We start from the raw sequence: 12383 nt of genomic DNA on the forward strand, positions 1-12383 counted from the left end.
TGGCTACCTCAGCTTCGGGTCGAGGGCGTCGCGGACGGCGTCGCCGAGCATGATGAAGGCGAGCACGGTGATGGCGAGCGCGCCGGCCGGCCAGAGCAGCATGTGGGGCGCGTTGCGGATGTACTGGGAGGCCGAGGAGATGTCGATGCCCCAGGACACGGTCGGCGGCTTCAGCCCGACGCCGAGGTAGGACAGGGTCGCCTCCAGTGCGATGTACGTGCCGAGGGCGATGGTCGCGACGACGATCACCGGGGCGATGGCGTTGGGCGTGATGTGCCGGAGCATCATGCGGGAGTTGGAGGCTCCGAGGGCCCGGGCGGCCTGCACGTAGTCGTTCTGTTTGGCGGTGATGACGGAGCCGCGCGCGATGCGGGAGAGCTGCGGCCAGCCGAGCAGGACCATGAAGCCGATGACGGGCCAGACGGTGGAGCTGGTCACCACGGAGAGCAGCACCAGGCCGCCGAGGACGACGGGGATGGCGAAGAAGACGTCGGTGATCCGGGAGAGGACGCCGTCCCAGGCGCCGCCGAAGAAGCCGGCGAGGCCGCCGAGGATGCTGCCGAGGACGGCGACGCCGAGGGTGGCGAGGACGCCGACGGTGACGGAGGTGCGGGCGCCGTAGACGGTGCGGGTGTACACGTCGCAGCCCTGGCCGTTGAAGCCGAAGGGATGGCCGGGCTGGGAGCCCTCCTGCGCCTTGGCGAGGTCGCAGTCGAGGGGGTCTCCGGAGGCGATCAGCTGGGGCCAGATGGAGATGACGACGAGGAAGAGGATCACCAGCGAGGAGACGATGAAGATGGGGTTGCGGCGCAGGTCGCGCCAGGCGTCGGACCACAGGGAGCGGGGCTTCTTGTCGGCGCCGGTGCCGAGGGGGCCGCCGGGCGTCCGCTCCAGGGTCTCCCCCTCGGCCGTCGCGAGGTCGGACGCGCCTCCGGCGCCGGTGGGTGCGATGGCGCGGCCCTCTTCGTACGACTCCAGCGGCTCGGGCTGCTCAGGCATAGCGAATCCTCGGGTCAAGGACGGCGTACAGGAGGTCGACCAGGAGGTTGGCCAGCAGGAACACCAGCACGAGGATGGTCACGAAGCCCACCACGGTCTGGGTGTTCTGGCGGACGATGCCCTGGTAGAGCTGGTAGCCGACGCCGTGGATGTTGAAGATCCGTTCGGTGACGATGGCTCCGCCCATGAGGGCTCCGACGTCGGCGCCGATGAACGTCACGACGGGGATGAGGCTGTTGCGCAGCAGGTGCCGGCTGATGACGCGGCGGCGGGGCAGGCCCTTGGCGACGGCGGTGCGGACGTAGTCGGCGCGCCTGTTCTCGGCGATCGAGGTCCGGGTGAGCCGGGTGACGTAGGCCAGCGAGACCGAGGCGAGGACCAGGCCCGGGACGATGAGTTCGGAGAAGGTGGCCTCGGGCGAGACGGCCGGTTTGATCCAGCCCCACTTGACGCCGAGGAGCAGCTGGACGAGGAGGCCGGTGACGAAGGTCGGGACCGAGAGGACGACCAGGGTCAGCAGCAGGACGGTGGTGTCGACGGGGCGGCCCCGCTTGAGGCCGGTGACGACGCCGAGGCTGATGCCGATGACGATCTCGAAGAAGATCGCGACGATGGTGAGCCGGATGGTGACGGGGAAGGCGCTGGCCATCAGTTCGGTGACGGGCTGGCCGTTGAAGGCGGTGCCGAAGTCGCCGGTGAAGACGTTGCCCATGTAGGTGAGGTATTGCTGCCAGACGGGCTTGTCGAGGCCGAACTCCTTCTCCAGCTGGGCGGCGGTCGCCGGGTCGCACTGGCGGTCGCCGCACAGTCCGGCGATGGGATCGCCCATCACGTTCACCATCAGGAAGATCAACAGCGTGGCGCCGAAGAAGACCGGGATCATCTGCAGCAGCCGCCGGATCACATATCGACCCATGGGGGGCTCCGGGGGTTGGCTCCGGGAAGGGGGGTGGCTCGGCGTGGCGGGGTGCGGGGAAGTCGTACGGCCCGGCGGCGCGGGGGTCCGCGGGCCGGGCCGTACGCCTCCGACCTGCTACGACGTCAGTTGACCTTGATCTGGTCGTAGACCGGGACGCTGAACGGGTTCAGGGAGACGTTGCTGACCCGCTCCGAGTAGCCGGCGCTGCCGTTCTGGTACCAGAGCGGAATGGCCCCCATGTCGTCGCGGAGGACCTCCTCCGCCTGCTGGAAGAGGCCGATGGCCTTCGCGGTGTCGGCCTCGGCGTTCGCCTCGTTCACCAGCTTGTCGAACTGCGGGTCGGTGTACTTGCCGTCGTTGGACGAGGCGTTGGTGTAGTACAGCGGCTGCAGGAAGTTCTGGATGAGCGGGTAGTCCATCTGCCAGCCGGCCCGGAAGGGACCGTCCATCTTCGACTGGGTGACCTGGTTGCGGAAGTCGGCGAAGGTGCCGACCGGGTTGCCGACGCAGGCCTTGTTGTTGCCGAGGGCGCGGTTGATGGAGTTGCAGACCGCGTCGACCCATTCCTTGTGGGAGCCGGTGTCGGCGTTGTACGAGATCTTCATGGTGCCGCCGGGGATGCCGCCGCCCTCGGCGACGAGCTTCTTCGCCTCCGCGGCGTCGTACTTGCAGAAGTCGCCGCAGACGTCCTTGAAGCCGCCGTCCTCGCCGAGGACCGGGGAGGTCCAGTCGACGGCGGGGGTCCGGGTCTTCTGGAAGATCGTCTGGGTGATCTGGTCGCGGTCGATCGCCATGGAGAGGCCCTGCCGGAGCTTCTCCTGTCCGGGCTTGTTCCAGGCCGGGTCGTAGAACGGGAACGACAGGGTCTGGATGATGCCGGCCGGGACGTTGATGTACCGGTCGCCGAGGTCGGCTTCGACGTTCTTGAGCTGGGAGGCGGGGACGTCGTCGACGAGGTCGAGGTTTCCGGCCGTCAGGTCGGTGTAGGCGGTGTTGTTGTCGGTGTAGACCTTGAGGGTGATGCCGCCGTTCTGGGCCTTGTCGGTGCCCGGGTAGGCGTCCCAGCGCTTGAGGGCCATCTGGGAGCCCTTGGAGTACGAGTCGACGGTGTACGGGCCGTTGCCCACCGGCTTCGACAGCCAGGCCGCGTGGTCCGTGTAGAAGGTCTGCGGGAGCGGGGAGAAGGCCGCGTAGCCCAGGGTGATGGGCCAGGTGGAGAACTTCTGGGTGAGCTTGACCGTGAAGGTCTGGGGGCCGGTGACCTTGAGGCCGGACATCGTCTCGGCGGTCGGTTCGCCCTTCTCGGGGTGGACCTGGTCGTAGCCCTCGATCTGGCCGAAGAAGTAGGCGTTCTTCTGGTTGTTCTTCAGGTTCGCGCCGTAGTTCCAGGCGTCGACGAAGGACTTCGCGGTGACCTTCTCGCCGTTGGAGAAGGTCCAGCCGTCCTTCACCGTGATCGTGAAGTTGGTCGAGTCGGTCGTCTCGATCTTCTCGGCGAGCATGTCCTTGGCCTCGCCGGTCTTCGGGTCGTACTGCTTGAGCCCGCGGAAGATCATGGAGAGGACCTTGCCGCCCTGGACCTCGTTGGTGTTGGCGGGCTCCAGCGGGTTCTGCGGGTCGCCCCACGAGGAGCTCACGATGCCGTCGGCCCCTCCGCCGCCGCCGCTGTCGCCGCCGCCGCAGGCGGTCGCCGCGAGGGCGACGGCGGTGGCCAGAGCGGCCCACTTGGCGTGCGTGGCTCCGCGCATGGAGTGCCTCCCGAATCTCCTAAGTATGACTTAGGCCCCAATATCACCCGATATTGACGGGGGTGCACTTTTACCGCGGCCGGACGTGGCCCGGCGATCCGGCGGGACGCGCGAAGGGCGCCCCGGTCCGTGGGTACGGACCGGAGCGCCCTCCGTCGTGTCTGCCGCTCGGTGCGTCAGTGCACCGGCACGACCTGCTTCTCCTCGGCGAAGTGGCACGCCGAGAAGTGGGCGGCCGGGGTGTCCTGGCCGGCGAAGCGCTGCGGGATCGCCAGGAGCGGCGTCTCCTGCGCGCACTTCTCCTGCGCCTTCCAGCAGCGGGTGCGGAAGCTGCAGCCCGACGGCGGGTTGGCCGGCGAGGGGACGTCACCGGTCAGGATGATCCGCTCGCGGTGCGCGCGGGCCTCCGGGTCCGGCACCGGCACCGCGGAGAGCAGCGCCTGGGTGTACGGGTGCGTCGGGTGCTCGTAGATCTGCTCGTCCGTACCGATCTCGGCCATCTTGCCGAGGTACATGACGCCGACGCGGTCCGAGATGTGCCGGACGATCGACAGGTCGTGCGCGATGAAGAGGTAGGACAGGTTGAACTCGTCCTGGAGCTTCCCCATCAGGTTGATGACCTGCGCCTGGACGGAGACGTCCAGGGCCGAGACCGGCTCGTCGCAGATGATGATCTCCGGGTTGAGCGCGAGGCCGCGGGCGATGCCGATGCGCTGGCGCTGACCGCCGGAGAACTGGTGCGGGTACCGGTTGATGTACTCCGGGTTCAGACCGACGACGTCGAGCAGCTCCTGCACCTTGCGGCGCCGGTCGCCCTTCGGGGCCACCTCGGGGTGGATGTCGAAGGGCTCGCCGATGATGTCGCCGACCGTCATGCGCGGGTTCAGCGAGGTGTACGGGTCCTGGAACACCATCTGGATGTTGCGGCGCACGGCCTTCAGCGCGCGGCCGCCCAACTTGGTGATGTCCTGGCCCTTGTAGAAGACCTCGCCGGCGGTGGCCTGCTCCAGGTTCATCAGGAGCTTGGCGACCGTGGACTTGCCGCAGCCGGACTCGCCCACGATGCCGAGGGTCTCGCCCTGGTACAGGTCGAAGGAGACCCCGTCCACGGCCTTGACCGCGCCGACCTGCTTCTTGAAGAGGATGCCCTGGGTCAGCGGGAAGTGCTTCTTCAGGTTGCGCACCTGGAGAATCGGCTCGCCGCGGCCCACGGGGGCCTCGATGGCGGCCTCCACGGCCTCGTCGTTCTTGCTGAGGTCAGCCATGGATCGTCTCCTTCCAGAAGTGGCAGGCGCTCGTACGGCCCGGCAGGTCCGCACCGTTCTGCTCGGTGACGGGCACCAGCGCCGGGACCTCCGTGCGGCAGATGTCGTCGGCCATGGGGCAGCGCGGGTTGAAGGCGCAGCCGGAGGGCACCTTGAGCAGGTTGGGCGGGAGGCCCTTGATCGCGTAGAGCTCCTGGCCCTTCTGGTCCAGGCGCGGGATCGACTCCAGGAGACCCTTGGTGTAGGGGTGGGCCGGGCGCTTGTAGAGCTCGTGCACCGGCGCCTGCTCGACGATCCGGCCGGCGTACATCACGGCGATCTTGTCCGCGACGTCGGCGACGACGCCGAGGTCGTGGGTGATCAGGATCAGACCCATGTTGTATTCCTGCTGGAGCTCCGCGAGGAGGTCCATGACCTGGGCCTGGACGGTCACGTCGAGAGCCGTGGTGGGCTCGTCGGCGATGATCAGGTCCGGCTCCAGGGCGAGCGCCATGGCGATCATGATGCGCTGGCGCATACCGCCGGAGAACTGGTGGGGGTAGTCGGTGACCCGCGCCTTGGCGGCGGGGATCTTGACCTTGTCCATCAGCTCGACGGCCTTGACCGTGGCGGCCTTCTTGGAGAGGCCCTGGTGCACCCGGAACATCTCGCCGAGCTGGTAGCCGACGGTGAGGACCGGGTTGAGGGAGGACAGCGCGTCCTGGAAGATCATCGCGATCTTCCGGCCGCGGATCTTCCGGCGCTCCTCCTCGGCCATCTTCAGCATGTCCTGGCCGCGGAAGAGGATCTCGCCCTGCGGGATCTTGCCGGGCGGCATGTCGAGGATGCCCATGATGGCCTGCGCGGTGACGGACTTGCCGGAGCCGGACTCGCCGAGGACGGCGAGGGTCTCGCCGGCGTTCACCGAGTAGTTGACTCCGTTGACCGCCTTGGCCACACCGTCACGGGTGTGGAACTCGACGTGCAGGTCGCGGACTTCGAGCAGCGGACCGTTGTGGTCGGCGCCGTCGCGGGGCGCCGGGACGGACGCGGTCTTGTCGATGATGCTCATCTGTTACGCCCTCCTCAGCGCAGCTTGGGGTCGAGGGCGTTGCGGACGGCTTCGCCGAGCATGATGAACGCCAGAACGGTGAGGCTCAGCATGATCGACGGGTACAGCAGGATGTGCTGCGACGTACGGATCGCCTGAACGCCCGCGGAGATGTCGACACCCCACGAGACGGTCGGGGAGGCGAGACCCAGGCCCAGGTAGGACAGGGTGGCCTCGGCCGAGATGTAGCCGCCGAGCGCGATGGTCGCGACGACGATCACGGGAGCCATGGAGTTCGGCAGGATGTGCCGGAAGAGGATCCGGGTCGTGCCGGCGCCGAGGGCCTTCGCCGCGTGGACGTAGTCGGCGTGCTTGACCGTGATCACGGCGCCGCGCATGACGCGGGCCATCTGCGTCCAGCCGAGGAAGGCGAGGGCGAAGACGACGACCCAGACGGTCCGCTCGACGAACGCCTGGAGGACGACCATGGCGCCGAGCAGGAACGGGATGCCGAAGAAGATGTCGGTCAGTCGGGACAGGATCGCGTCGACCCAGCCGCCGAAGTAGCCGGCGATCATGCCCACGATGCCGCCGAGGACGGTGACGATCGCGGTCACGGCGACGCCGACGATGATCGAGGCGCGCGTGCCGTAGATCAGTCGGGCGTAGACGGAGCGGCCCTGGATGTCGTAGCCGAGCCAGCCGGCGGAGCCGATGTTGCCGAGCTCCGGCTTGCCGACGTAGTGCTTGACGAGGTCACCGGTGGTCGGCGAGGCGCTGGTGAACATGCCCGGGAAGGCCGAGATCAGCAGCAGGAAGAAGATCAGCACCGACGACACGAGGAAGTACGGGTTGCGGCGCAGGTCGCGCCAGGCGTCGCCCCAGAGGCTGCGCGCCTTCTCCGCCTTGACCTCGGAGACGCTCACCGAGGGGGTGTCGACGGCGTCCGCGGGAGCGGTCGCGGTCTTGGTCACGTCAGGCATACCGGATCCTCGGGTCCAGGACCGCGTACAGCAGGTCGATGAGCAGGCTGGTGATGAGGTAGATGACCACCAGGATCGTGACGAGGCCGACGAGGGTGGTTCCCTCGCGGCGGCTGATCGACTCGTAGATCAGACCACCGACACCCTTGATGTTGAAGATGCCTTCGGTGACGACCGCACCGCCCATGAGGGCGCCGATGTCGGTGCCGAGGAAGGTGACGACCGGGATCATCGAGTTGCGCATGAGGTGGACGCCGATGACGCGGCTGCGCGGCAGACCCTTGGCGACCGCGGTGCGCATGTAGTCCGCGCGGAGGTTCTCCGCCATGGACGTACGGGTGAGCCGCGCGACGTAGGCGAGGGAGAGACCGCCGAGGACGATGGCCGGGGCGATCATCTCGGAGAGCAACTGGTCGTTGCTGACGTTGGGTTCGATCCAGCCGAGCTCGAAGGCGAACACCATCTTGATGATGAAGCCGAGCACGAAGACCGGGATCGAGATGATCAGCAGGGTGAAGATCAGGATGGCGTTGTCGGCCATGCGGCCGGCGCGGAGGCCGGCGATGACGCCGAGGCCGATGCCGAAGACCAGCTCGACGGCGAAGGCGAGCGCTGCGAGCTGCAGCGTGACGGGGAACGCGTCACCCAGCACCTCGGTGACGGGACGGTCGTTGCGGATCTGCGTCCCGAAGTCCAGGTGGAAGATGATCCCGCTGATGTAGTCCCAGTACTGCTTCAGGATGTGCTGATCGAGACCGAGCTTGTGTCTGATCTCGGCGATGGTGGCGGGGGACGCGCCCTTGTCACCGAACAGACCGGCCACGGGGTCGCCGGGCAGGCTGTAGACCATGAGGAAGATCAGCAGGGTTGTCCCGAAAAAGACCGGGATCATCTGGAGCAGTCGTCGTGCGACATAGCGCCCCATCATGCCTCCGTTGAGATGTGACGGCGGCAGCCGGGGGCCCTCCCGCGACGCCCTGCCCCGATGACGGGCAGAACAGTGTCGCGGAAGGGCCCCCCAGCCACTGCATAAGGCACCGAGCGGGACTGACGATCCGTCAGCCCCGCGACGGCGTGCGGACTACGCTTGGGTGATTACTTCGTGACCTCGACGCCGGTCAGGATCGGGTCGCCGTCCTGACCGTAAGCCACGCCCGAAACCTTCTCGGAGTAGCCCGCGTTGACCTTGTAGTACCAGAGCGGGATGGACGGCATGTAGTTCTTCAGTTCCTTCTCGATGGCCTGGAACTGCTTCACCGACTCGTCCAGCGTCGCCGCGGAGTCAGCCTTGGCGATCTCGGCGTCCAGCTCCTTGTTGGAGAAGTCGCCCTGGTTGCCCGCCGCACCCGTGCGGAACAGGTCCGAGATGAAGTTGGCGTTCACCGGGTAGTCGAGCACCCAGCCGGAGCGGTACAGGGACTTGACCTGCTTGGTCTTGCGAGCGGTCAGGTCGGCCTGGAAGTCCGGCTTGCTGTCGCCGACGCACTGCACGTCGGTGGCCTGCTGGATGGAGTTGCAGACAGCGTCCACCCACTCCTTGTGGCCGCCGTCGGCGTTGAACTGGATGGAGATCTTGTTGCCGGGGACGCCGCCGCCGGCCTTGATGAGCTCCTTGGCCTTCGCCGGGTCGAACTTGGTGACGCCGGCGCCACCGTCCTCCTGGAAGCCCAGGACGCCCTTGGCGACCCAGCCGGTCGCGGGCTCACGGGTACCCTGCAGCACCGTCTTGGTGATGGTGGCACGGTCGATCGCCATGGAGAGACCCTGGACGACGCGCGGGTCGATCGCCTTCGGCTTCTTCCACTGGTCGGCGTAGAAGGCGACGGCGATGGTCTGGATCGCGGAGTACGGCTGGTCCACGGCGCGGTCGCCGAGGTCCTGGCGGTAGACCGGGAGGTCCTTCGGCGCGATCTGACGCAGGACGTCGACGTTGCCCGACTTCAGGTCCTCGTACGCGGCCTCGAGGGTGGTGTAGTTCTTGAAGACCACACCGCCGTTCTTCGCCTTGTTCGGGCCCTTGTAGTCGTCGTACCGAGTGATCTCGATCTTCTTCTTGTGGTCCCAGCTCTTGAACTTGTAGGGACCGTTGCCGACCGGCTTCTGGCCGCCGGCGGCCGGGTCCTTGTAGAAGGACTCGGGCAGCGGGGCGAAGACGATGTAGGCCAGCTTGTGACCGAAGTACGGGACGGCCTTCGAGAGCTCGATCTTGAAGGTGGTCTCGTCGACGACCGACAGGCCGTCGAGCTTGTCCGCGGTCTGCTTGGCGCCCTCGGCGTCCGGGTGGACCTTGTCGTAGCCCTTGATGTCCGCGAACCAGGACGAGAGGCCCTGGGCGTTCTTCAGGCTGGCGTTCCAGTTCCACGCGTCGACGTAGGACTTGGAGGTCACCGGGGTGCCGTCGTGGAAGGTCCAGCCCGGCTTGAGCTTGACGGTCCACGTCTTCGAGTCGGTCGTGGTGACGGACTCGGCGTTGATCATCTCCAGGGAGCCGTCGGCCTTGTAGTCGACCAGGGTCGAGAACAGGCCGGCCATGACCGCGGAGCCGTTGGACTCCATCGTGTCACCGGTGAGCAGGGGCTTCTCAGGCTCGCCCAGCTCGACGGAGAAGATTCCGTTCGGGTCAACAGCGCCCTTGGCGTCGCCGCTGTCGCTCTTACCCCCGCCACAGGCGGTCGCAGCAAGGGCGACGATGATCGCGCCCGTTACCCACTTGGCGCTCTTGGCACCGCGCATGGGTTCCTCCTCATGAGTCCACTTTTGTCACTACAAGAGGGGCACTCCGAGTTCTGCCGACACCCCTGACGGCATTGCACTCAAGTGCCCCGAGTGTGCTCGTGAGTCGGCACTCCCCACAGTGCGTGACCCATTGACCCGAGCTCAATGGAGCCAACTATTAAGTACGTCCGGGCTGTAAACCACACTTAAGTGGTCTCGTTTTGACAACATCACCACATGCCCAGATACCGAAATCCGGACAAACTGAGCACAGACAGACACCCCCGAAACGGACCGTTAACACACGTACCGGAGAGCGATGGCCGATATGCGGACACCGGGCCGGTGAAATGGAGTTGACGGAAGTTGACGAAAAGCCCGGACTCCCACACTGCCTGTGGGGGTCCGGGCTCCGGTGCTGACGTCGTGTCGAACCGAAAGCGGGGTAGATCACAGAGACGTGATCTACCCCACTGTCATCGGTCGCATGCGGCCGATGCCGACCGATCTCGCCGACTGCTCGACCTACGGTCTTCTCCGGTCGCTACGGCCGTGGTTCAGCCGTTCTTGGCGCGCGAGGAGGCGCGGCCACGCGCGTTCTGGTCGAGGATGACCTTGCGGATGCGCACGGCCTCCGGGGTGACCTCGACGCACTCGTCGTCGCGGCAGAACTCCAGGGACTGCTCCAGGGAGAGCTTCCGCGGCGGGACGATCGCCTCGAAGGAGTCGGCCGAGGAGGAGCGCATGTTGGTGAGCTTCTTCTCCTTGGTGATGTTCACGTCCATGTCGTCGGAGCGCGAGTTCTCGCCGACGATCATGCCCTCGTACACCTCGGTGCCGGGGTCGGTGAACAGGACACCGCGCTCCTGGAGGTTCGTCATCGCGAAGGCGGTGACGGCACCGGCGCGGTCGGCGACCAGCGAACCGTTGTTACGGGTCGTCAGCGTGCCGAACCACGGCTCGTGGCCCTCGTGGATCGAGTGGGCGATGCCCGTACCGCGGGTGTTGGTGAGGAACTCCGTACGGAAGCCGATGAGGCCGCGGGACGGAACGACGAACTCCATGCGGACCCAGCCGGAGCCGTGGTTCGACATGTTGTCCATGCGGCCCTTGCGGACACCCATGAGCTGCGTGACCGCGCCCATGTGCTCCTCGGGGACGTCGACCGTGAGGCGCTCGACCGGCTCGTGCGTCTTGCCGTCGACCTCCTTGGTGACGACCTGCGGCTTGCCGATGGTCAGCTCGAAGCCCTCGCGGCGCATCTGCTCGACCAGGATGGCGAGCGCGAGCTCACCGCGGCCCTGGACCTCCCAGGCGTCCGGGCGCTCGGTGTCGAGCACGCGGAGCGAGACGTTGCCGATCAGCTCGCGGTCGAGGCGGTCCTTGACCTGGCGGGCGGTGACCTTGCGGTTCTTGACCGCGGCCTTGGCGTCCGCGCCCTTGCCCGTGCCACCGCGGCCGACGAGCGGCGAGGTGTTGGTGCCGATGGTCATGGAGATGGCCGGCTGGTCGACCGTGATCAGCGGCAGCGCGATCGGGTTCTCCGGGTCGGCCAGGGTCTCGCCGATCATGATGTCCGGGATACCGGCGACGGCGCAGATGTCACCGGGGCCGGCGACCTCGGCGGGCTTGCGGGTGAGCGCCTCGGTCATCATCAGCTCGGTGATGCGGACGTTCGAGATCGTGCCGTCCCGCTTGATCCACGCGACCGTCTGGCCCTTGCGCAGCTCGCCCTGCTCGACGCGGAGGAGCGCGATGCGGCCGAGGAAGTTGTCGGCGTCCAGGTTGGTGACGTGGGCCTGGAGCGGCGCCGTCTCGTCGTACACCGGGGCGGGGACGTGCTCCAGGATGGCGTTGAAGAACGGCTCCAGGTTGTCGCTGTCCGCGGGGACGGTGCCGTTCTCCGGCTTGGTCAGCGAGGCGATGCCGTCACGGCCGCAGGCGTAGACGATCGGGAACTCGATCTGGTCCTCGTCCGCGTCCAGGTCGAGGAAGAGGTCGTAGGTCTCGTTGACGACCTCGTCGATCCGGGAGTCCGGGCGGTCCGTCTTGTTGATGCAGAGGATGACGGGCTTGCGCTGCTGGAGAGCCTTGCGCAGCACGAAGCGGGTCTGCGGGAGCGGACCCTCGGAGGCGTCCACGAGGAGGACGACCGCGTCCACCATCGAGAGACCGCGCTCGACCTCGCCACCGAAGTCGGCGTGGCCGGGGGTGTCGATGATGTTGATCGTGATCGGGGCCCCGCCGTCCTTGGGGTGATACTTCACCGCCGTGTTCTTGGCGAGGATCGTGATGCCCTTCTCACGCTCCAGGTCGTTCGAGTCCATCATGCGGTCGTCGAGCTGCTGGTGGGCGGCGAAGGCACCGGCCTGCTTGAGCATGGCGTCGACGATGGTCGTCTTGCCGTGGTCGACGTGGGCGACGATGGCGACGTTACGGATGTCGTGGCGCGTGGGCATGGGTGCTTGCGCTTCTCTCGGATCGTGGGATGCGGCGTCAGTTCCTCGTACGCCCGCCGGGCGGACGCGCCACGGCTATGTCCATGGTACGGGGCTGCCGCGCAAGGGGCTTCCCCGGCCAAGATCCGAGAGGTGGTGCCGTGCAGGGGCAAGGGTGTGGGGGAGGTCGTGCGACCGGGTCAAGGGGCCGACGCGATCCTGCCCGCCGGGATCACCGGCGGGCAAGGAAATTGAGCTGGTTCTGAGGTTGTGACCTGCGGTTTCA

General features: G+C 67.1%; 9 protein-coding genes. All 9 read right to left on the reverse strand.

Annotated features, from left to right (window positions below; translation table 11 throughout):
- Positions 1–3 precede the first annotated feature (3 nt).
- Positions 4–999 carry an ABC transporter permease gene (locus tag ACY0MR_RS13530; RefSeq protein WP_361861249.1) on the reverse strand — a complete coding sequence of 332 codons (996 nt, stop codon included), beginning with the start codon at positions 997–999 and terminating at the stop codon, positions 4–6.
- Positions 992–1915 carry an ABC transporter permease gene (locus tag ACY0MR_RS13535; protein ID WP_473560888.1) on the reverse strand — a complete coding sequence of 308 codons (924 nt, stop codon included), beginning with the start codon at positions 1913–1915 and terminating at the stop codon, positions 992–994. Before ACY0MR_RS13535 ends, ACY0MR_RS13530 begins: the two co-directional genes overlap by 8 nt.
- Before the next feature lie 125 nt (positions 1916–2040).
- Positions 2041–3666, reverse strand: a complete 1626-nt coding sequence (locus ACY0MR_RS13540) for a peptide ABC transporter substrate-binding protein (RefSeq protein WP_388793183.1) — start codon at positions 3664–3666, stop codon at positions 2041–2043.
- 176 nt (positions 3667–3842) lie between these two features.
- Complete coding sequence (locus ACY0MR_RS13545) at positions 3843–4931, reverse strand: ABC transporter ATP-binding protein (protein ID WP_361852485.1); 1089 nt, start codon at positions 4929–4931, stop codon at positions 3843–3845.
- Entirely contained in the window at positions 4924–5982 is a 1059-nt protein-coding gene (locus tag ACY0MR_RS13550) for an ABC transporter ATP-binding protein (protein ID WP_361852482.1), read from the reverse strand. Before ACY0MR_RS13550 ends, ACY0MR_RS13545 begins: the two co-directional genes overlap by 8 nt.
- 14 nt (positions 5983–5996) lie before the next feature.
- Complete coding sequence (locus ACY0MR_RS13555) at positions 5997–6944, reverse strand: ABC transporter permease (protein WP_388793181.1); 948 nt, start codon at positions 6942–6944, stop codon at positions 5997–5999.
- Entirely contained in the window at positions 6937–7869 is a 933-nt protein-coding gene (locus tag ACY0MR_RS13560) for an ABC transporter permease (RefSeq protein WP_361852510.1), read from the reverse strand. Before ACY0MR_RS13560 ends, ACY0MR_RS13555 begins: the two co-directional genes overlap by 8 nt.
- A 170-nt stretch (positions 7870–8039) precedes the next feature.
- A complete protein-coding gene (locus tag ACY0MR_RS13565; RefSeq protein ID WP_361852476.1) occupies positions 8040–9677 on the reverse strand; it encodes a peptide ABC transporter substrate-binding protein in 1638 nt (545 codons plus the stop codon).
- Positions 9678–10216: 539 nt separating this feature from the next.
- Complete coding sequence (typA, locus tag ACY0MR_RS13570; RefSeq protein WP_383295663.1) at positions 10217–12118, reverse strand: translational GTPase TypA; 1902 nt, start codon at positions 12116–12118, stop codon at positions 10217–10219.
- Between the last annotated feature and the right edge of the window lie 265 nt (positions 12119–12383).

Source organism: Streptomyces sp. JN8, assembly GCF_055808075.1.

Bases quoted from the DNA above. Each gene is read 5' to 3' on its own strand.
- ACY0MR_RS13535 (WP_473560888.1), bottom strand. From the start codon at position 1,915: ATGGGTCGATATGTGATCCGGCGGCTGCTGCAGATGATCCCGGTCTTC.
- typA (WP_383295663.1), bottom strand. From the start codon at position 12,118: ATGCCCACGCGCCACGACATCCGTAACGTCGCCATCGTCGCCCACGTC.
- ACY0MR_RS13565 (WP_361852476.1), bottom strand. From the start codon at position 9,677: ATGCGCGGTGCCAAGAGCGCCAAGTGGGTAACGGGCGCGATCATCGTC.
- ACY0MR_RS13560 (WP_361852510.1), bottom strand. From the start codon at position 7,869: ATGGGGCGCTATGTCGCACGACGACTGCTCCAGATGATCCCGGTCTTT.
- ACY0MR_RS13550 (WP_361852482.1), bottom strand. From the start codon at position 5,982: ATGAGCATCATCGACAAGACCGCGTCCGTCCCGGCGCCCCGCGACGGC.
- ACY0MR_RS13530 (WP_361861249.1), bottom strand. From the start codon at position 999: ATGCCTGAGCAGCCCGAGCCGCTGGAGTCGTACGAAGAGGGCCGCGCC.
- ACY0MR_RS13540 (WP_388793183.1), bottom strand. From the start codon at position 3,666: ATGCGCGGAGCCACGCACGCCAAGTGGGCCGCTCTGGCCACCGCCGTC.
- ACY0MR_RS13545 (WP_361852485.1), bottom strand. From the start codon at position 4,931: ATGGCTGACCTCAGCAAGAACGACGAGGCCGTGGAGGCCGCCATCGAG.
- ACY0MR_RS13555 (WP_388793181.1), bottom strand. From the start codon at position 6,944: ATGCCTGACGTGACCAAGACCGCGACCGCTCCCGCGGACGCCGTCGAC.